The organism is Novosphingobium pokkalii (genome assembly GCF_014652855.1).
Taxonomy (GTDB): Bacteria; Pseudomonadota; Alphaproteobacteria; order Sphingomonadales; family Sphingomonadaceae; genus Novosphingobium; species Novosphingobium pokkalii.
Map to the genome: position 1 here is coordinate 149,344 of NZ_BMZP01000008.1, position 21,332 is coordinate 170,675.

The 21,332-nt window shown below is 68.0% G+C and carries 14 protein-coding genes; 8 read left to right on the forward strand and 6 right to left on the reverse strand.

The window, feature by feature from the left end; genetic code table 11:
* Window positions 1–1,668, forward strand: a complete 1,668-nt coding sequence (gene hutU, locus IE191_RS10735; RefSeq protein WP_191324363.1) for a urocanate hydratase — start codon at window positions 1–3, stop codon at window positions 1,666–1,668.
* A 150-nt stretch (window positions 1,669–1,818) separates the two neighbouring features.
* Window positions 1,819–2,769 carry a transferrin-binding protein-like solute binding protein gene (locus IE191_RS10740; protein ID WP_191324364.1) on the forward strand — a complete coding sequence of 317 codons (951 nt, stop codon included), beginning with the start codon at window positions 1,819–1,821 and terminating at the stop codon, window positions 2,767–2,769.
* 83 nt (window positions 2,770–2,852) lie between these two features.
* Here IE191_RS10740 and IE191_RS10745 read toward each other — a convergent pair whose 3' ends face one another.
* Complete coding sequence (locus IE191_RS10745; RefSeq protein ID WP_229815246.1) at window positions 2,853–3,482, reverse strand: polysaccharide biosynthesis/export family protein; 630 nt, start codon at window positions 3,480–3,482, stop codon at window positions 2,853–2,855.
* Between the two features lie 490 nt (window positions 3,483–3,972).
* Here IE191_RS10745 and IE191_RS10750 point away from each other — a divergent pair, with 490 nt between their 5' ends.
* From IE191_RS10750 to IE191_RS10765, 4 genes are all read left to right on the forward strand, one after another.
* On the forward strand, window positions 3,973–6,177 hold the full coding sequence (locus IE191_RS10750; RefSeq protein WP_191324365.1) for a GumC family protein: 2,205 nt from the start codon (window positions 3,973–3,975) through the stop codon (window positions 6,175–6,177).
* A 394-nt stretch (window positions 6,178–6,571) separates the two neighbouring features.
* Window positions 6,572–7,609 carry a glycosyltransferase gene (locus tag IE191_RS10755; protein WP_191324433.1) on the forward strand — a complete coding sequence of 346 codons (1,038 nt, stop codon included), beginning with the start codon at window positions 6,572–6,574 and terminating at the stop codon, window positions 7,607–7,609.
* Window positions 7,610–7,741: 132 nt separating this feature from the next.
* Window positions 7,742–8,452, forward strand: a complete 711-nt coding sequence (locus tag IE191_RS10760) for an acyltransferase (RefSeq protein WP_229815247.1) — start codon at window positions 7,742–7,744, stop codon at window positions 8,450–8,452.
* Window positions 8,453–8,514: 62 nt separating this feature from the next.
* On the forward strand, window positions 8,515–10,023 hold the full coding sequence (locus IE191_RS10765) for a hypothetical protein (RefSeq protein WP_191324366.1): 1,509 nt from the start codon (window positions 8,515–8,517) through the stop codon (window positions 10,021–10,023).
* A 61-nt stretch (window positions 10,024–10,084) separates the two neighbouring features.
* Here the strand turns inward: IE191_RS10765 and IE191_RS10770 are convergent, their stop codons facing one another.
* From IE191_RS10770 to IE191_RS10790, 5 genes are all read right to left on the reverse strand, one after another.
* Window positions 10,085–12,379, reverse strand: coding sequence for an EAL domain-containing protein (locus IE191_RS10770; RefSeq protein ID WP_191324367.1), 2,295 nt, complete (start codon window positions 12,377–12,379; stop codon window positions 10,085–10,087).
* Between the two features lie 71 nt (window positions 12,380–12,450).
* Complete coding sequence (mdoH, locus tag IE191_RS10775; RefSeq protein WP_191324368.1) at window positions 12,451–14,346, reverse strand: glucans biosynthesis glucosyltransferase MdoH; 1,896 nt, start codon at window positions 14,344–14,346, stop codon at window positions 12,451–12,453.
* Window positions 14,343–15,893, reverse strand: a complete 1,551-nt coding sequence (locus tag IE191_RS10780; protein ID WP_229815248.1) for an OpgD/OpgG family glucan biosynthesis protein — start codon at window positions 15,891–15,893, stop codon at window positions 14,343–14,345. Before IE191_RS10780 ends, mdoH begins: the two co-directional genes overlap by 4 nt.
* Window positions 15,894–15,976: 83 nt before the next feature.
* The gene (locus tag IE191_RS10785; RefSeq protein ID WP_191324369.1) at window positions 15,977–17,176 is read right to left on the reverse strand and encodes an efflux RND transporter periplasmic adaptor subunit; all 1,200 of its coding nucleotides are present in this window, start codon (window positions 17,174–17,176) and stop codon (window positions 15,977–15,979) included.
* Window positions 17,158–18,255 (reverse strand): TolC family protein, encoded by a 1,098-nt coding sequence (locus tag IE191_RS10790; protein WP_229815249.1) that lies wholly within the window; start codon window positions 18,253–18,255, stop codon window positions 17,158–17,160. Before IE191_RS10790 ends, IE191_RS10785 begins: the two co-directional genes overlap by 19 nt.
* Before the next feature lie 237 nt (window positions 18,256–18,492).
* On the opposite strand from IE191_RS10790, the gene IE191_RS10795 reads away from it, so the two are divergent.
* Together IE191_RS10795 and IE191_RS10800 are read left to right on the forward strand one after the other, a co-directional pair.
* Complete coding sequence (locus IE191_RS10795; RefSeq protein ID WP_191324371.1) at window positions 18,493–19,272, forward strand: SDR family oxidoreductase; 780 nt, start codon at window positions 18,493–18,495, stop codon at window positions 19,270–19,272.
* Window positions 19,273–19,299: 27 nt separating this feature from the next.
* Complete coding sequence (locus IE191_RS10800; RefSeq protein ID WP_191324372.1) at window positions 19,300–21,177, forward strand: ABC-F family ATP-binding cassette domain-containing protein; 1,878 nt, start codon at window positions 19,300–19,302, stop codon at window positions 21,175–21,177.
* Window positions 21,178–21,332: the final 155 nt, after the last annotated feature.

The window sequence follows — 21,332 nt, forward strand, 5'->3', positions numbered from 1 at the left end:
ATGACCCGTTTGGACAACAGCCGCGTGATCCGCCCCGCCACGGGCACCGAACTGACCGCCAAATCCTGGCTGACCGAAGCGCCCTTGCGCATGTTGATGAACAACTTGCACCCCGATGTTGCCGAACGGCCTGAAGAACTGGTGGTCTATGGCGGCATCGGCCGCGCCGCGCGCGACTGGGAAAGCTATGACCGGATCGTGGAAACCCTGCGCCGCCTGGAAAGCGACCAGACCCTGCTGGTGCAATCGGGCAAGCCGGTGGGCGTGTTCCGCACCCACGCCGATGCCCCGCGCGTGCTGATCGCCAATTCCAATCTGGTGCCGCAGTGGGCCAATTGGGAGCATTTCAACGAACTGGATCGCAAGGGGCTGGCCATGTACGGCCAGATGACCGCCGGCTCGTGGATCTACATCGGCACGCAGGGCATCGTGCAGGGCACCTATGAAACCTTCGTGGAAATGGGCCGCCAGCACCATGGTGGCGATCTTTCCGGCAAGTGGCTGCTGACGGCGGGCCTGGGCGGCATGGGCGGCGCGCAGCCGCTCGCAGCGGTGATGGCCGGCGCCTCGTGCCTGGCCATCGAATGCCAGCGCAGCCGGATCGAAATGCGCCTGCGCACCGGATACCTCGATCATGCCGCCGAAACGCTGGACGAAGCCATGGCAATCATCCGCCAGTCCTGCGCGGACAAAAAGCCCGTATCGGTAGGCCTGCTGGGCAATGCCGCCGAAATCCTGCCGCAGATGCTGGAAGCCGGCATCCTGCCCGATCTGCTGACCGACCAGACCAGTGCCCACGATCCGATCAACGGCTACCTGCCCGCGGGCTGGACCGTGGCCGAATGGATCGAGCGGCGCGAGCGCGAGCCCGAAGCCGTGGCCAAGGCCGCCCGCGCCAGCATGGCCACCCATGTCCGCGCTTTGCTGGAATTCCAGGCGCGCGGCGTGCCGACCACCGACTATGGCAACAACATCCGCCAGGTCGCCTTTGACGAAGGCGTTGCGAATGCCTTTGATTTTCCCGGCTTCGTGCCAGCCTACATCCGCCCGCTGTTCTGCCGGGGGATCGGCCCGTTCCGCTGGGCGGCGCTGTCGGGCGATCCGGAAGACATCTACAAGACCGACCAGAAGGTGAAGGAACTGCTGCCCGACAACGCCCATCTGCACAACTGGCTAGACATGGCGCGCGAGCGCATCCACTTCCAGGGCCTGCCCGCCCGCATCTGCTGGGTGGGCCTGGGCGACCGCCACCGGTTGGGCCTGGCCTTCAACGAGATGGTCGCCAACGGCGAATTGAAAGCGCCGGTAGTGATCGGGCGCGACCACCTCGACAGCGGCTCGGTCGCCAGCCCCAACCGCGAGACCGAAGCGATGCAGGACGGGTCCGACGCCGTGTCCGACTGGCCGCTGCTGAACGCCCTGCTCAACTGCGCCAGCGGCGCCACCTGGGTTTCGCTGCACCACGGCGGCGGCGTGGGCATGGGCTATTCCCAGCATTCGGGGATGGTCATCGTGGCCGACGGCACACCCGAAGCCGCGCGCCGCCTGGAGCGCGTGCTGTGGAACGACCCGGCCACCGGCGTGATGCGCCACGCCGACGCAGGCTATGCCATCGCGCAGGATTGCGCCCGCGAAAGAGGGCTGGACCTGCCCGGTATCCTGGGCTGATCCGCGCAGTCAGTGGGCAGATCCTGCCAGGATACCGGCAATCCCCGCCACGGATCTGCCCACCAAATCGGCGCAACAAATATCTGTTTTTCATAACGATGTCGTGTACGACAAAGCCTTACGCACCATTGCAGAAGGCCGCTCCCGTCCATGGCAACCACATCGCGCATCGCCAGCATGGCGGCTTTTCTGGCCCCCATGCTGCTGGCCGGCTGCGGAGGCGGCGATGGTGGCAACATGGCATCGACGCCCACGCCACCGTTTCCCCTGGCCAAGACCACCCAGTTTCCCGCGACGACGGCGACCACGGGCTATACCGGCACTCTGGCATCCGGGCTTAACGGTAGCAACGCCACGGTCAACCCGGCCACCACATCGGGGCAAAGCGCGGCGACAACGATTGCTTATGACGCCGCCACCGCCACCTATACCGTGCAGGCCAATGGCATCAGCGCCAGCTTCGCCGCCGCCGACAAGACGACCAGCAGCGGCTATGCCACCGACTTCGCCAAAAGCGCCGATACCCTGACGCTTTATGGCAATGCGCAAGGCACCAGCACCGCCAGCGCGCCTGTCGCGCTCAGCTATACCAGCTTTGCCAAGTGGTCGCACACCGATACGGCCAGCCAGCACACCGATATCACCTATTTCCTGTTCGGCACGCCCACGGCCGGCACCAGCATGCCCACCAGCGGCACGGCATCCTACAACGCCACCGTCGCCGCCACGAAGCTGAGCTACAACTACGCCCCCACAAGCGGAGCCGCGTTGACCGGAACAGCCACTTTGACCGCCGATTTCGCCAAAGCCACGGTCGATACCACCCTTCTGCTACAGCCTGCGGGAACGGGCGGTTCCGCCTCAACCACAAGCTACACCGGCACCGGCACGATATCCGCCAGCAACTTTGCCGGGGCATTTTCCACCGGCCCCACCGACTTTGTTAGCGGCACGTTCACCGGCGGCTTTTACGGGCCTGCCGCAGCGGAAATGGGCTATGCCTTTGCGCTCAAGCTGCACACGCCCGATCCCTTTTCCGGCGCAACGGTGGAACCGGGCGACGCGACCATCGCCGGCGTGGCGGTAGGCAGCAAGAAATAGCCCCCAACCGCGTTGCACGGCAGGCAATGGAACCAAGGCTGACAGACCAGCCCGTGCCGGGCCATCAGACACGCAAGCCGGGATCAGAAATAGCGTTCACCCACGCGGATCGTGTCACCGGGCAAAACCGCCACCGGCCGGCCGCCGCGCAGCGAGACGCTGTGTTCGCCGCTTGAGGTCTGGCGCCGCAGGAACGCGGTCTTCTCGTTGGCGCGATAGGTAAAGCCACCGGCCTTGGCGATCGCCTGGTCCACCGTCATCCCCGAGGCATAGGGATATTCGCCGGGCTTGTTCACTTCGCCCAGGATGTAGAACGGGCGATAGTTGAGCACTTCGACGCTGACGCGCGGATCGTTGACATAGGCGCCCGCGAGCCGCCCCGTGATCTCGCGCGTGACATCGTCGATCGTGTGATCGCCCGCCTGGACCACGCCGATCAGCGGGAAAGCCACCGCGCCCGAGGACGTGACATTGTATTCACCCGTCAGCGTCGGTTCGTTGAACACCGTGATGCGCAGCTTGTCCCCCGCGCCGACGCGATAGCCGGCAAGGCCGGCCTGGACATCCGCCGCAGAGAGCGGCGCCGGCGGCGTGCCGGCGCAAGCGGGCAGGAGCAGCGCCAACCCCAGCGCGGCGGCGAGCAAAGGCGCCCGCCGACGCTGCCGCGCCGGACCGGAATGGCGCAAAAGGCCATGATCGATTTGGGGAATCACGTTACACCCTCCGTGTGCGTTCGTTTCCCGGTTGTTCTATGCCGGGGCCGCGCGAAGACAATGGAGCGGCCCGGGATGAAGGCTCCGACTTGGAGGCAATCCGGAGCCAACCGAATCGCGTTTGGCGGCCCTTGCCAGGGCTTTCCCGCCCGGGGACTGCGCCCGCACCCAGACCGCACAACGAGCCCGCCAATGCGGGCAAATCCTACGCATTTTTCCGGTGCCATACGGTAATTTACCGATAGGGCCTGGGTCAGGCACCACGCGCCTCCCCCCGGCTTGCGCGGCGCTGCGGCGGCCGTCACGCGCCCGGCCGCAAAGGCACGTGCAGGCCCCATGGCTATTGCTCCGCTGCGGATATGCTTGGCCTTCCTTGCGCGGGCGAACGGCCACAGGCTGAGGTCATACCGGGAACGGGCGAGTGCCGATGGGGCCGCAGGGCCGCCGCCGCGCCTGGCCGGGTGGAGACCTTGACTGGCCGAAGGGGGCAATGGTGAACACCGCAATCGACTTTTATCGCGCGCCAGCCGGCATCGTGCCGGCCACGCCGGCCGAGCCGCGTGCCAACAGCGCCGCAGCAACCGACCGCATCGATCTTCGCCGCCTGCTGGCCATGTTCCGCCGCCGCGTGGGCGTGTTCCTGGGCGTGTTGCTGGGTGTGCTGGCGGTGGGCATGGTGATCACCGCCCTGCAACCCCGCACCTATCAGGCGCGCGCGGAAGTCACGCTCAACAGCAAGCTGCAACCCGTTGCGCCCACCAGCACCAACGATCGCAGTGACCAGCCCGCCATTCCCAGCGAAAGCTTTGTCGACACGCAGGTTTCGGTGATCACGTCGGAAGCGAACACCGCAGCCGTCGTCGATGCGCTGGGGCTGGCGCGCGATCCGCGCTTTGCGCCGCCTGCCGGTGACGCAAAATCCGCCGGGGCCAAGCCGGGCAGCGGCCAGGCCAGCGCGCGCGATGCCGCGATCGCCTATCTCGGCAAGAACGTGTCGGCGCAGCGCATCGGCACGACCTATGGCATCGCCATCACCTTTGAGAGCCGCGACCCGCAGGAAGCCGCGCGCATCGCCAATGCCTTTGCCGAGCAGTACACGCTGGGCGCGCTGGAAAACAAGCGCACCGGCGCGCGCGACACCACCTCGGTGATTGCCACCCGGCTGGAGCAGTTGCGCCAGCAGGCCCTGGCCGACAGCGCCGCCGTGCAACGCTACCGCATCGCGCACAACCTGCTCAGCACCACGCAAGGCACGCTGACGGAACAGGAAATCTCGTCCTACAACCAGGAAGTGACGGCCGCGCGGGCGCAAGCCAGCGAGGACGCAGCCCGGTTGGAGGCCGCACAGCGCCAGTTGCAGGCTGGCGGCAGCGGCGGCGTGGGCGAAGCGTCGCTGTCGCCGGTGATCGGCCAGATGCGTGCGCAGCAAGCCGGCCTCGCCGCCGAATTTGCCGCGCTGTCCTCGCGCTATGGTCCGCAGCACCCCGAAGTGCTGCGCTCCAAGGCGCAACTCGATGCGATCAACCGCCAGATTGCCGCCGAGACCCAGCGCGTGCTCGCCAGCCTGGAAGCCAAGGCGCGCGTGTCGCAACAGCGGCTGTCTTCGCTCGCCGGCTCGCTGGATGCATCGCGCGGGGCGCTGGCACAGAACAATGCCGCGCAAGTGGGGCTGGACGACCTGCAAAAGCGGGCGGAAACGTCCAACGCGCTCTATGAAAGCTATCTCAACCGCTACAAGGAACTGACTGCCCGCGAAGGCACCGAGCAGGCCGATGCCGACATGCTGCACCGTGCAGATGTGCCCCGCAACCCCAGCAGCCCGCATATCCTGATCAACGCCGTGCTGGCGCTGGCGCTGGGCACCGGCCTGGGCATTGCCGCCGCGTTCCTGACGGAAATGACGTTTACCGGCCTGACCACCGGCGAGGATATCGAGGAACGCCTGGGCGTGCGCTATCTCTGCGCCATTCCCACGCTGCAATCGGTGGCCAAGCGCGGAGAGCGGGTGCCCGCCAGCGCTCTGCTGGAAGACCCGCGCTCGGTCTTTGCCGAAAGCTTCCGCTCGCTGCGCGCCTCGATCGCGATGAACACCACCGAGGCGCGGATCATCGCGATCACCTCGGCCCTGCCGGAAGAAGGCAAGACCACCACCTCGATCTGCCTGGCACGATCGATGGCAGCGGCGGGAGACCGCATCCTGCTGATCGACGGCGACTTGCGCCGGCAGGGGGTGAGCCGGTTCCTGCGCGGGGGTGAAGGACGCCCCGGCTTGATGGAAGTACTCCACGGCACGGCCAGCCTGGACGATGCACTGGTCGTCGATCCGGCGACGGGGCTTTCGATCCTGCCGCTTTCGGCCGACAACACCGACCGGTCGGAACTGGTGACCGGCGAGGAAATGGATCGTCTGCTGGCCACGGCGCGCGAACGCTTCGACGCGGTGATCATCGATACCGCGCCGGTCCTGCCGATTGCCGACGCGCGTCTTTTGCTGGGCAAGGCCGATGCGTCCGTCTTCGTGGTGCGCTGGCGCAAGACGCCCGAACAGGCCCTGCGCGCGGCCCTGCGGCTGCTGCCGATCGATCGCGTGCAGCTCGCCGGGGTGGCTCTGACCCGGGTGGACATGCGCAAGCAGCCGCGTTTCGACTATGGCGAGACCGCGTTCTACCGCAGCTATGAGAGCTATTATGCCTGAGCGGCGGCGCCCTGCGGCTGCCCGCGCCCGGGCGATTGCGGGCCAGGCCGGGCAGATGCCCGGGATAGCGCCCGATACCGCCATCGCCGAAGCGGACATGGCGCTTCGTTCGGAGGGCGCCAGCCCGGAGCGGACAACAGCGGAAACGGCAACAATCGACTCCGCCACGATCGAGCCGGCAATGATGATGCCGGGCCGTGCGGGCGACGCCCGCACGGCCACCCCCGCCCTGCCCCTGTTCACGCCGGCCACGGCACGGCTGGGCGAGAAGCCGGTCGACGATCTGGTGAGGCCCGTCCGCGCGAAGCGAGGCGCCGTGCCCGCGATCGGCGCGGCGACAGACCCGCGTCAGCGCTTTTCCCGCGTGGCGATCGTGCATTACTGGCTGGTGACGATGCGCGGCGGGGAGCGCGTGCTGGAGCGGATGCTGCGCCTGTTCCCTCAGGCAGACGTGTTCACGCACGTCTACGATCCCGCCGCCATGTCGGACACGATCCGCGCGCACAAGGTGACGACCAGCTTCATCCAGCGCCTGCCGGGCGCGCGCCGCCACTATCACAGCTATCTGCCGCTGATGCCGATGGCGCTCGAACAACTCGACCTGCGCGGCTATGATCTGGTGATCAGCAGCGAGAGCGGCCCGGCCAAGGGCGTGATTGCCGCGCCCGACGCGCTGCACCTCAGCTACGTCCATTCGCCGATGCGCTATCTGTGGGATCACTACCACGATTATCGCGCGGCAGCCGGGCTGGTCAGCCGCACGGTGATGCCGCTGCTGTGCCATCGCCTGCGCGCCTGGGATGTGGGATCGGCGGCACGGGTGGACCGCATCCTGGCCAATTCGCACTTCATCCAGCGCCGCATCGCCAAGGCCTGGCGACGCGAGGCCAGCGTGGTTCATCCGCCGGTGGACGTGGACCTGTTCAGCCGCGCCGAAGCCGTTGGGCCGGCCTATCTGTGGGTGGGGCAGATGGTGCCCTACAAGCGGCCCGACCTGGCCATCGACGCTTTCAACGCGCTGGGCCTGCCGTTGGTGATGATCGGGGATGGCCCGATGGCCGCCGCGATGCGGCAGCGCGCCGGGCCGACCATCACCATCTTGCCCCGGCTGGATTTCAACGCCTTGCGCCGTGCCTATGCCCAGTGTCGCGCCCTGGTGTTTCCCGCCGAGGAGGATTTCGGGATCGTGCCGGTGGAAGTGATCGCCTCGGGCCGGCCGGTGCTGGCCTATGCCGGGGGCGGCGCGCTCGACAGCGTGACGCAGGACGTTTCGGGCCAGTTCTTTGCCAGCCAGAGCGTCGACTCCCTGATCGCGGGGATCGAAGCGATGGAAGCCTGGCTGCCGCATTTCGATCCTGCTGCCGCCATGGCCGACGCGCGCCACTTTGCCCCGGAGCATTTCGACCGTGGCTTGCTGGCAGCGCTCGCATGATCGGCCTGCCGGCGCATGGCCCGCGTCGCGGGGCGGCGATCGCGGCGCCAGTCGCGGAACCGGCCAAATGCCGGCCCTCATGCAAATTCGTTTCGTCGTCCGTCTGTTGCCACAAGCCCAAAGGGGGAGCCCATGGCCACGACCGTTGTGCCCGCACCGTCCGATGCGGCCGATTGCGCCGTCCCGCTCGTCGCGCCCGATAGCCGGGCAGATATGGCGGCCGCTTCGGCCCCGGTTGCCTCTCGCCCGGCCCATGCCGCCGACGGCGGCCGGGTGGCGCGCTGGCTGGGCATGCTCCAACCGCGCAACCGGCTGGCGACACTGACCACGCGCCTGGCCTTGCGGCGGCGTGGGGTGGTTCCGGGGGCACGCTTTTTCGTTCATGGCCAGCGCCCCCGCATCGTCGGGGCAGGGCGCCTGCGCATTGGCACGCGGGTCAACCTGCGCGGAGACGTTGCGCCGGTGCGGATCGAGGTGGCGCGCGGCGCGGAAGTGATCCTGGCGGACCGCGCGTTTCTCAACACCGGCGTGCAGGTGATCTGCCACAGCGCGATCGAGATCGGCCCCCATTGCCGGATCGGGCCGGATTGCGTGCTGTGCGACACCAACCATCACCCGGTGCACGAGGGCGACGCCGTGCGCGTTGCCCCGATCCGGCTGGGGCGCAACGTATGGCTGGGGCGCGGGGTCATCGTGCTGCCGGGCATGACGATCGGCGATCATGCCGTGGTTGCCGCCGGATCGGTGGTGGCGGCAGACATTCCCGCGGGGGAAGTGTGGCGCGGCAATCCGGCCTGCTTTGCCAAGGCCGTGCGCTGCTCACCCGATTTCGTCAGGCCCTGACCACACCCGGCCTCGTCTTCTTTCCTGCTGCCGCCGATTGCGCGGATCTTGTGGAGCCAACGATGTTATTGACCTTCATCGGCGCGATCCAGGTGCTGTTCGGCCTTGGCTTGTTCCTTGCCGGCTCGATCGAGGCGATGTTCGCGTTCCTGCTGGTGTCGGCGCTGTTCGGCGGATCGGCCGCCATCGTGCTGCCGGCGCTGGGCGGTTCATCGATCCCGCCGGTGCAGTTCGCACTGGTGTTCATGGCGCTGCGCCTGCTGGTGCCGGGCGCGGGGCATGGCGCGGCGGTGGGACAGGCCGCGCGGGCCAATATCTGGCTGGCCACGTTCATTCTCTATGGCGCGGCGCTGGCCTTCATCGGGCCGCGCCTGTTTGCCGGGCAGATCGACGTGACGCCGATGCGCGGCAAGGTGGAAGCGCGCTATATCTCGATGCGCGCCTATATCTATTCGACCCGGCCGCTGAGCTTTTCCACGCAGAACATCACCACCACGGTCTACCTGGTGGGCACCTTGCTGACGGCGATGGCCGCCCATGTGGTGTGCAGCAAGGAGCGCGGGCGGCGGGTATTCGTGCGCACGATGGCGATTGCCGGGCTGGTCCACGGGCTGATCGGCTTCCTGAGCGTTGCAGGCAAGGGCACCCCGGTGGACACGGTGCTGGCGCTGTTCCGCAATGGCTCCTACGCGCAGCTTGACCACAGCTATCGTGGCTTTGTGCGCATGGCCGGGCTATGGCCGGAAGCCTCGGGCTTTGCCTGGTTCGGGATCAACTGGTTCGCGTTCCTGTTTGAATGCTGGCTGCGCCGGGTCGACCCGCGCTATACCGGCCCGGCGGCATTCGTGCTGGCCGCGGCGCTGCTGTGCAGCACGGCGACCACGGCCTATGTCGGGCTCGGCCTTTATGCCGCGATGGTGCTGGGCCGCAGCCTGCTGCTGCCAGGCGCAATGCCCGCCGATCGGGCGCTGATCGTGGCCGGCGCCGGCCTGGCCATGACCGTGCTGGTCACCGCGCTGATGATCGCCCATCCCGTGCTGGTGACCGACGCGACCGACCTGCTGCGCCACATGACGGTGGACAAGGGGCAGTCGCTTTCAGGGGAGCAACGCGGATTCTGGGCCTGGCAAGGCTGGCATGCCTTTGTCGAGACGCATGGCATCGGCATCGGGCCGGGCAGTTTCCGCTCGTCCAGTCTGGCGACGGCGGTTCTCGGGTGCACCGGGCTGATCGGGGCCACGGCGATGATCGTCCACGTGATCAGCGCCTTCAAGCCGACGCGGCTTTCCACCTATGTTCCCTCGCCTGACTTGGCGCTGTCTACGGGCGCGGCCTGCGCCTGGGCGGCGGTGGTCGATGCCGTGGTTGCTTCGCTGTCGTCGCCGACCTGCGATCCGGGGACCGACTTTGCGATCCTCACCGGCGCAGCGCTTGCCTTGCGCCCCATCGTACCGCGCCTGACACCGTGGCGCGGGCCGGTGCGCCAGTTGCCGCCACTGCAACTTTCGCCGTCGATGGCGCTGGCTTCGGCGATGCCGAGCCCGGTCTTTTCGCCCCAGCCGGCCGAGTGAACTGGCCCAGTGAACTGGCCCAGTGAGCTGGCCCAGTGAGCTGGCCGAGTGACAGGGCGCATCACGCGCGGCGCTGGCTTGGCGGGGCTTCGGCCGGATTCACTGCGCGGCCGAACAGATAGCCCTGGGCTTCGGTGCAGCCTTCTTCCATCACGAGCTGGCGCTGGCTTTCGGTTTCCACCCCTTCGGCCAGGACCGGCAGACCGAGGCTGCGCCCCAGCCCGACCACGGCGCGGATGATCGAACGGGCCTTGGCATCGGTCAAGGCGCGCGCGACGAAGCTCTGGTCGATCTTGAGCTTGCTGAACGGAAAGCTTTGCAAGCTGCTGAGCGAGGAATAGCCGGTGCCGAAATCGTCCATGCTGATGTGGACACCCAGGGCGCGGATCTTCTCGAGAATGGCCAAGGCCCCTTCGCGATTGGAAATCAGCGCGGTCTCGGTGATTTCCAGCTCCAGCCGCTGCGGTGCCAGCCCGGTATCATGCAGCGTTTGCGCGACGATTTCGGGCAAGTTGGCCAGTTGCAACTGGACCGCCGAGATATTGACCGCCACAAACACCTCGCCCGGCCATGTGCTGGCCGCTGCGCAAGCCTGGTGCAGCACCCATTCGCCGATCGCCACGATCGCGCCGCTGCTTTCGGCCAGGGGAATGAATTCCCCCGGCGGGATCGCACCAAGATCGGGATGGCACCAGCGCAGCAAGGCTTCGTATCCCTGCACGGCGTGACTGGCCGGATCGACGATCGGCTGGAAATCCAGGTGAAATTGGCGACGCACCAGCGCGTGGCCGAGATCGGACTGTAACCGCAACGCAGCCCGTGCGGCCGCATCCATGCTCGCGTCGAAGAAGCGGGTCTGGCCGCGACCAGCCTTGCGCGCGCGATCCAGCGCCAGAGCGGCCGCCGATTGAAGCGCGGCGGCCGTGTCCCCATCGCTGGGATAGGTGGCAATGCCCGTGCCCAGTGCCACGGCGCGTGGATCACGAGAGGGGTTCCAGCGCGCTGCCACGGCATCGGCAATCGTGGCGGCCAAGCGGCGCGTGTCGTCCGGGCCATCGGCCGCACGCTGGACGATGGCGAATTCATGGCTGCCCATGCGCGCAATCACATCATGCGGATGGGCAGCCTGGCGCAGGATCTCTGCCACGTCGCGCAAGAGGTCATCGCCTGCCGCATGACCGAACACTTCATTGATCGCCGAAAACCGTTCCAGTTCGAACAGCAGGATGGCGAAGTAGGGCGGCTCGTCGGCCACGAGTTCGTCCACCGTCCGCCGCGCCAGCCCGGCGTTGCCAAGCCCGGTCAAGGCATCGTGCGTGGCGAGATATTCCACGGCGTCCTGCGCCTGAAGCCAGCGCCCCACGGTCGTCTCAAAATCGCGGGCAATGCGTTCGTATTCGGCCGGCAACTGTGGGCGGGCCTTGCCCAGATCGCCGCTGGCCATGGCCGAAAGGGCGCACGAGATGCGGTCGATCACCACTTCGCGCTTGCGTTCCTCTTCGCGCGCCTGTTCGGCGAGGCGCCTTTGCACGGCAAGTTCCTGATTGGCCTTTTCCCGCGCCTTGTGCGCCACCAGGCGCTTGATGGCATAGAGAGCCTGGCTGATCGCGCCGATCTCGTCATGCCGCTGCCCGCCGGGAATGGCATGGTCAAGCGCGCCATCGCCCATTGCGCGCATGGCTTCGGCCAGGCGCAGCAGCGGGGTCGTCACCCGCCGCAACAAGCAGGCGATGATCAGCGCCGCCACCGCCACCATGACCACGCCCAGGCCGACCGCCAGGCGCACGGCATCGTGGATATTGCGTGCCTCGTTGCGCGCCAGGATCATCGAGCGCTGCTGCTGATGGGCGATGACCGCGTCGATCGTGCCGCCAAGGTCGTTGCCCAGATAGGGCGCATCGACCTGGTAGAGCGCCGCAGCGGCAGCGTAATCCTGCAAAGCCACGCGCAAAACCTCTTCACGCGCCGTTTTCCAGGTGCGCCACACGGTGGTGGCGTGCTCGAACAAACGGCGTTCTTCCGGGTCGACGATCGTGCTGCGATAACGGGCGATCAGGCGTTCGGCTTCCATCATGGATGCGTGCGTCGCCATGGCCTCGGCCGCATGGCGCTCGGCCGTGCCATCGATCAGTGCCTTGGCCATATGCTGGCGCGCATTGGTCACTTCGCTCTTGATGCGGTCCAACTGCACCAGCCGGGGGATGACGTCGTTCTCGATCTGGTTGATATGGCGATCGGCATCGATGGCTGACCGCACCGGAATGAGCACGGCCGCCAAGGCAACCAGCAGCAGGACCGCAAAGCTGCCCAGCACGAAGGCGCGAATCGTGATTCGATTGACGATGCCCAACGGCACGGATCGCCCTCCCGGCAGCAAACATGGCTGCCTCGCCTACACAGCCGGAAAGCAAGAACCTGCCTAGCTGGCTATCCGTGTTTTTGCGCAATGTGGGCTTGAGAATCGCTCAGGCCTTGCCCCGGCACAGCCTCGCCCACCACTTCGCCGGGCAATGGCACGGCGGCGGGATCGGGCACTTCGGCCCGGCCGACGCGCATCGTCCTTGCCGGCACACGGAACAGCCCGCGCCGCCCGGCGGCCTCGCCCAGATCCTCGCGCGAAGTCTGGCTGACCAGCCAGGGCGCGGTCAGCAGGCCCAGCGTTATCGGCGAAAGCCACAAGGCCGTGACCGGATCGAGCCAGACCGTGGCGGCAAAGGCCAGGCCCAGCAGGATATGTTCGCGCATGGCCGGCAGGATTTCGCGCAAGCCGATCGCCTGGGCATCGCGATTCTGCGCGTTCCATTGCGAGGGAATGCCGAGCAGCAGCCCGAGCAGAGCCTTGATCTGCAAGACCATGGAAACCGGCGCGAACAGCGTGGACAGCACAAGTTCGGCCAGGACCGAGCGCAGCGCCCGCCACGGCCCGCCAAACGCCGCGCAGCGCTGGCCATCAGCAAGGATCCAGATCAGACCCATCAGCTTGGGACCAAACAGCAGCAGCACGGTGAGCGCCAGGACTCCACCGGGAACGGTGGTCAACGCATTGCCTTCCACCCCGCCGCCAACGCGGGCCATGGCCACCTGGGCGATGGTAGCCAGCAGCAGCAGCAGCCACCCTGGTGACGTGAGATAGGCCGAAGCACCGATCAGCAGATGGAGCCGGCTGGTGGCGGCAAGGCCCGAGGCCCCCAGCAGCCGCAAGTGTTGCAGGTTGCCCTGCATCCAGCGCCGATCGCGCAGAGCGTGATCGACGATCGTGGGCGGATATTCCTCGTAGCTGCCGCCGATCATCACCATGTGCACGGCCCAGCCGCGCCGCCGCAGCAGCGCGGATTCGACCATGTCGTGGCTGAGGATATGGCCGCCGAACGGGGGCTTGCCGGGCAGATCGGGCAAGCCGCAGCTTTCGGCAAAGGCGCGCGTGCGCACGATGGCGTTGTGGCCCCAGAAATTGGCCTCCGCCCCGCTCCACCACAGCAGCCCGGCCGACGCGATCGGGCCATAGGCCTCGCTGGCAAACTGCATCCAGCGCTGGAACAGGGTGCGCGCATTGGTGATCATCGGTACGGTTTGCAGCAGGCCGATCGAGGGCCGCGCTTCCATGATCGAAGCCAGGCCGACGATGGCCGCCCCGGTCATCACGCTGTCGGCATCGAGCACCAGCATGTTTTCGTAAGCCGCGCCAAAGCGGCGGACCCATTCGGCGATATTGCCCGGCTTGCGCGCGATGTTCTGTTCGCGGCGGCGATAGTAGATGGCGATCGGCGCGCGCGCAGCCAGTTCGGCCCAGGCCGCTTCTTCGCGCTTGCCATGCAGCGCGCTCGAATCGCTGAGCACGAAGAAATCGATCCAGCGCGCCCCGCCCGCGCGATCGATGGCATAGGCCATGGCCTCTACCCGCGCGAACACCGCGTCGACATCCTCGTTGTAGACCGGCATCAACACGGCGGTGCGATGGGCCAGGCTGGCAGCGGGCGACGGCACCGGCACGAAGCCGGGATGGGCACCGCTGATCAGTTGCACGAAGCCGATGGTGGAGCTGACGAAACCAAAGGCCACCCAACTGAACAGCGGCACGAAGAACAGCAGCAGCACCACTTCGACCACGTCCAGCCCATCGCGCGAGAACGCCACGCGCACTTCGCTGGAGGCGGCCAGACCCAGCACGGCGGTGAGTGCGATCAGCAGCCAGCGTTTGACCAGCAGGCCGGGCGGGCGGGTTTCCACCTCGCGCCGCGCCGGGGCGTTGCCAAACAGGCGCTGCACCGGCATGTCGAGCGGCGCCTCGGCAGGCAGCATCGCCGGGGCGGCCAGCAGCGTCATGGCTGGATCGCCTTGATCACGGTTTCGCTCAACGCGCCGTCTCCACGCTTGAGGAACAGGCGAAACTCGCGCGCGGCCAGGCCCTGGGTCTTGATATCGAGCGTCACGCGCCAGAGACGATCGCGCCCGGCGACGGGGCCGACCGCCTTGTGCAGCACGGCGGCGGCCGGCAGATCCAGCTCGGCGGTGACCCCGCTGCCCCGGTTCAGCCCGGCGAGCGCGTCGCCCTCGAAATCGATCACGTAGCGGGTGGCGCCGGGGATCGGATCACCGCCCGGCACACCGCCCGGCCCGGCAAAGACCTTGACGCAGCGGGCGTTGGCATTGGCGGCAAGATCGCGGCTGGTCCAGGTGAGGCGATAGGCGAAGTCCTGGCGTTGGCCGGCCTTGGCGGGACGATCGCTGAGCCAGAACGCGGCGATATTGTCGACGTTTTCCGAAATCGTGCCAAAGGCATAGAGCACAACGGCGCCTGCCCCCCAATCGCCCTGCGGCTCCACCCACAGCGACGGCCGACGATCGTAGAACGCAAGGTCGTCCTGGTAGTGATCGAACGCCTGGTCGCGCTGGACCAGGCCAAAGGCGCGCACGGAATCGGCGCGAAAGGTGTTGGTGCGTGGCTCGGGCGGGTTTTCCAGCGGACGCCAGATGCGTTCGCCATTGGCCATCCAGATCGCCAGGCCATCGGAATCATGCACTTCCGGCCGCCAGTCGCGGTGGTCGATGCGGGTCGCCTCGTCAAAGCAGAACATGCTGGTCATCGGCGCTAGGCCCAGCCGCGCCACATCCTTGCGCAGGAACAGCGTGGTCTTGATCTCCTGCACCACGCCCGCCTCGGTCTGGCGCGTATCGATGGCATAGGCGCCGGTCAGCGATGGACCTTCGAGCAGGGCGTGGATGACCAGGCGCTGGCGCCCTTCCGGCCCCCCGAGATCCTCGATCCAGAACTCGGTGAATTCGGGAAATTCCTCGGCGCCGGGCATCGTGCCGGTGTCCACCGCCACGCCGCGCGCGGAAAGGCCGAACTGGTCCTTTTCCCCCGCCGCGCGGAAATAGGACGCGCCCAGGAAGGCCAGCCAATCGCCGTGCCCGTCTGCGTGCATGACCCGGAAACCAGCCGGATCGACATTCTGTGCCGCGCCGAACAGGCCCTGCGTGTTGATCAGCGGCCGCGCCTGGCCGGCGCTGACTACATTGATGCCAACGGCAAAAGGCGCGGTTTCCAGCCGGGTGGGAAACAGCCGGACATGGCCGGGCAGGCTTTGCGCCGCGCCATAAGTGAGGCGCGCGGCATCGTCGAACGTGGGCGCGGCATGGCGGGAAGCCTGTCGCGCCACGAACGGATGGCGGGCGGATGCCTGCGCGCGCGCGACCAGCATGTCCCACGAAAAGGGCCGCGCCGGGCCGAAATTGGCCGAGGAACCCTGCGCCAGCAGGCGGCCGGGCAGCGCGGCCAGGCTGGCAAAGCCGAGCGCCATGGTGCCAAAACGACGGCGCGAGAGATCACCCGGTTGTGCGGCCGCGAAAGGATCGATGGGATCGTTCATGTCTGCCTAACGCAGCCCCCCTGTTTCGGTTTCGCGCGCATGGCCGCCTGTTCCACGGCCTGCCGTGCTCAAGACCCACCCGATCACGGTTTCGCTGGAGCGGAGCGGCGGCCGATGATCACCTGCACACCCGGTTCCAGGCCGCTCGCGAGGATTTCGGTGCGCTTGCCATCGCTTGCCCCGGCGGCCACCACCACCTGGCGTGGCTCGTTGTCACCAGACAGCACGTAGATCGCGCTGCGGCGCGGCGGCACGCCTTCGGGCGTGAAGCCCAGCGCCGCGTTGGGAACCAGCAATACGCCTTCGCGCGCTGGCAAGTCGATTTCCACCGTCGCGGCCATGCCTGGGCGCAATTGCACCACGGCGGCGTCGCCCGCCGCCGGGGGATCGAGCGCGAAGACCGCCAGCCGATCGAGGCCGCGCACGTCGTCGGTCGGATCGATCCGCACCAGCCGCGCGGTGCGCACCTTGTCCGCCATGCCGGAGAGCAGCACGTGGGCGCGCGCGTTGCTGGCCAGGCGCTGGGCATCGGCGGCCGGCAGCGGCACGGTGACGACAAGACGGTCCAGGCCGGTGGCAAGCGCCAGCAGCGGTGTGCCCGGCGCCACCACCTGGCCGGGCGCGACGGCGCGTGAGACCACCACGCCATCGAACGGGGCGCGGATCGTGGCATCAGCCAGTTGGCGCCGCGCCAGCGCTTCGTCGTTGCGGGCCTTGGCGAGAGCTGCGGTGGCGCTGGCCAAGGCTGCCGCGGTGCGCGAAAGTTCGGCGCGGGCCCCGTCCATTTCATTGAGCGAAGGCACCCGCCCGCCGGAGCGACGCCAGACCCCGTCATAGCGGTCCATCCGCGCGCGCGCGCCATCTAGATCGGCTTGGGCGGCTGCGAGCGTCCCTTCCGCTGCGGCGCGCGTGGCTTCGGCGCTGGCCAGCGCGGCTTCGAGCGGCGCGGTGTCGAGCATGGCAATCGGCTGGCCGGCGCGAACCACGCCGTCGCCCGGCCCCAGCAGGCTATGCACGACGCCGCCCTCGGGCGCGCGCAGGCTCACTTCGTCTTCGGCGTGGAGCGTGCCGGAGGCGCTCATCACCGGGGTCAGGCTGCCGCGCTCCAGCGGGACGCTGTAATAGGGCAGGTCTGGCCCATCGACGAAGCGCAGCAGCAGCCAGAACGCGGCCAGGCCGGCCAGCAGCAGGGCCACGACCATGCCCCAGCGCGCCAGCCGCCGCCGGGGCTGCGCGCCGAGGAAGGCGTCGAGATCGCCCTCGGTCATGGCTGCGCCGGGCATCGCGACGGAGCCTGCGCGGGGGCTGCGGGCGCGAGGTCGGCCAGCGTCCACCCCAGCCCTTGCGCCGTCCACAGGCGGATCTGCGCGCGGGCCAGGCCCGTGCGGGCGGTTGCATCCGCTTCGCTGGCCGCCAGCGCCGAGGCTTCGGCCACATAGAGCGTGGCAAAGGGTTCGGCCCCGGCGCGATAGCCAGCGCGGGCATCGCGCACCGTGCGATCGGCCTGGGTCAGCGTGCGGGCGCTGGCCTCGACCAGTTCATGCGCGGCAGCAAGCGCCTTGGTGGCGCTGTCGATATCGATGTTGCTGGCGGCCGTAGCACTGGCCAGCGCGGCACGGGCCTGGTCCAGCGTGGCCTTGCCCGCGAGCACCGCCTGTCCCTGCTCCTGGCGCACGACCATCAGCCCGGCCCGGCGCGGCTCGGGCGCGACGATGTCGGTCAGAGCCGGCACGGGGCCGCCCTCGCCCAGCAAGGTGACCAGGGCATCGGCATCAAGGCCGGTCTGCTCGGCGAGGCGCGTGAACGCCAGCGCGACATCGGCCTGCGCCTGGGTGACAGCATCGGCATCGAGATCGACCATCACCCCGCCCAGCGCGCTGTCGATGGCGGAGACCAAGCCGGCCTCGCGGCGGAAGCGGGCGATGTCGGTGTTGTCCTTCCACGGGGCCACCGCCGCGTTGCGGGCCACCAGCCGCGCCTGCGCCAGGCGCACGGCCAGATAGGCCTCGCCGATCGCGGCGGCGCGGCGATTGACGAGCGCCGCATAGGCATAGGCCGTTGCCGGCGCGCCTTGCAGCACCGGTACCTTGCCGAACAGGCCGGCCATGCGTCCACCCAACTGGCGGCGCCGGGCCGTGGCCCGCTCGGCATCGGCATGCAGCGTCCAGGCCTGGCAAGCCAGCGCGGGATCATGGGCCAGGCCCTGGGCGATCACTTGTGCAAGAACGGGATCGCCGGCCTCTTCCCACCACGGTGCGGCATCGGCGCGCGCGCCTTCGATCGGCGCCAGATCGGGCTCGGCCACGCGCGCGGTGGGCGCGGCGCAGGCGGCGCAGGACAGCACCAGGGCAAGGACGGTCACCTTGCCCGCAAGGGAGGTTGGGTTCACGCGGAGCACCGGCTGGCGATTAGCAAAATATCACCGTGTGGCAATGAAGAGACGGGCCGCCGAAGTCCGTTACCGACATTTCGGCGCATGAACGGGGCGTTTCGGCACGACAGGGCGTTGGACACAGGGGCGAACGCATCATGGCCGCCGCTTGTTCCCCACGGCATTTGCGATAGAGCGGCAATCCTTGGCAAGGCAAAGGAATTTTGAATGGATCTTGGCATAACCGGACGCAAGGCCGTGGTCTGCGCGTCGTCCAAGGGGCTGGGCCTGGCCTGCGCCACGGCGCTGGCGCGCGAGGGCGCGCAGGTGTGGATCAACGGGCGCGACGCCGGGCGGCTGGACGAGGCCGCCGCGCGCATCCTGACGGAAACCGGCGCGCGGGTGAACCCGGTGGTGGGCGATCTCAATACCGCAGAGGGGCGCGCGGCCGTGCTCGCCGCCTGCCCCGATCCCGATATCCTGGTCAACAACAACCACGGTCCGCGCCCCGGCAAGCTGGAAGTGCTGGACGAGGCCGATTTCCTCGCCGCGCTGCACGCCAACATGCTGAGCCCCTTGGCGCTGATCAAGGCGGTGGTGGGCGGCATGCGCGCGCGCAAGTTCGGCCGCATCGTCAACATCACGTCGGCCCAGGTGCTGATGCCGCAGGCGGACATGGGCCTTTCGGTTTCGGCGCGCGCCGGACTGATGGCGATGGCCAAAGTGCTGCAATTCGATTGCGTGGCCGACAACGTAACGGTCAACAACCTGCTGCCCGGCCCGTTCGACACCGATCGCCTGGCCGCCCTGGCGCAGCGCTATGTCGAAGAGGACGGCATCACCCTGGACCAGGCCTATGCCCGCATCGGCGCGCGCGGCCCGGCCGGGCGCATCGGCCAACCGCACGAATTCGGCGATGCCTGCGCCTTCCTGTGCGCGGCGCAGGCCGGCTATATCTCGGGCCAGTGCCTGACCATGGACGGCGGCGCCTATCGCGGATTGTTTTGAGCACGCAGGACCGCTAGGCGCACGGGCATGCTTACCATTTCCGGCATCACCGTGCGCCTGGGCGGCCGCACCATCATCGATCGCGCCTCGGCCACCGTGCCCACCGGCGCGCGCGTCGGCCTGATCGGGCGCAACGGCGCGGGCAAATCCACGCTGATGAAAGTGCTGATCGGGCAGATCGAACCCGACGAAGGCAGCGTGGACATGCCGCGCCGCGCCCGCCTGGGCTATATCGCGCAGGAAGCGCCCAACGGCACGGCCACGCCGTTCGAGACCGTGCTGGCCGCCGACACCGAACGCGCCGCCCTGCTCGACGAAGCCGAAACCTGCCTTGATGCCGATCGCCTGGCCGATGTGCACGAGCGGTTGATCGCGATCGATGCCTATACCGCCCCGGCCCGCGCCGCGCGCATCCTGATCGGCCTGGGCTTTGACGAAGCGATGCAGGCCCAGCCGCTCGACAGCTTTTCGGGCGGGTGGAAAATGCGCGTCGCGCTCGCCTCGCTGCTGTTTTCCCAGCCCGACGTGCTGCTGCTCGACGAACCGTCGAACCACCTAGACCTGGAAGCGACGCTGTGGCTGGAGAATTTCCTGCGCAGCTACCCCGGCACGCTGATCGTGATCAGCCACGAGCGCGACCTGCTCAACAACGTGGTGGACAATATCCTCCACCTGCAAGGCGGCAAGGTCACGCTCTATCCCGGCGGCTATGACAGCTTCGAGCGGCAGCGCGCCGAGCGCGCCGCGCAGGCCGCCGCCGCCCAGGCCGCGCAATCGGCCCAGCGCGCCAAACTGGAAGACTATGTCCGCCGCAACAGCGCCCGCGCCTCCACCGCCAAGCAGGCACAATCGCGCGCCAAGATGCTGGCCAAGATGCAGCCGGTGGTCGCCATGCTGGAAGACCCCAGCCTGACGTTCGATTTCCCCTCGCCCAGCGAACTGCGCCCGCCGCTGATCACGCTGGACATGGCCGCCGTGGGCTACGCGCCCGGCCAGCCGATCCTCAAGCGGCTGAACCTGCGCATCGATCCCGACGATCGCATCGCGCTGCTCGGGCGCAACGGCAACGGCAAGACCACGCTGGCGCGGCTGCTGGCCGGGCAATTGCCGGCGATGGAAGGGGGCATGACCACCTCGGGCAAGCTCGCCATCGGCTATTTCACGCAATACCAGGTGGAGGAACTGGCCGGCAGCGACACGCCGCTGCTGCACATGACCCGCGCCATGGCCGGCAAGACCCCGGCGGCGGTGCGCGCGCAGCTTGGCCGCTTCGGCTTTTCCGGCGACAAGGCGACGACCGAAGTATCGCGGCTGTCGGGCGGCGAACGCGCGCGGCTGGCGCTGGCCCTGGTGACGCGCGACGCGCCGCACCTGCTGATCCTCGACGAGCCGACCAACCACCTCGACGTCGACGCGCGCGAGGCGCTGGTCCAGGCGCTCAATGCCTATCAGGGCGCGGTGATCCTGATCAGCCACGATCGCCACATGGTAGAACTGACCGCCGATCGCCTGGTGCTGGTCGATGACGGCGCGGCCACGCCCTATGACGGCAGCATGGAGGACTATATCGACTTCGTGCTGGGCCGGAACCAGCCCAAGGCCGATACCCCGGCCAAGGGAGCGGCCACCAGCGCCAAGCCCGCCGCCGACAAGGCCGCCACCCAGGCCGCCTGGCAGGCCCGCCGCGAGCTGGGCAAGCAGATCAGCAAGGCGGAAAAGGACATGGCCAAGCTCCAGGCCCGCATCGCCGAGATCGATGCCGCGCTGGCCGATCCGGCCAAGGCGACCGGGCCGCTCAAGGGCATGAACCTGGGCGCCATGGGCAAGCTGCGCGACGACCTGGAAGCCCAACTCGCCGCCACGGAAGCGCAGTGGCTGGAATGGAGCGAGCAGGTCGAGGGGTGAGGCCTCCAATTCCCACTCAGCGACGGAGGTGCCTGGCCGGAGACACCGCGGAGGCAGGCTTGGCCACCAATAAATGCGTATGCAAATGGGCGCCACGCCGTGAGGTGGCATCAGAACTTACCTTGTCGTTCATTCAGAGGTTTTTACACCTATCA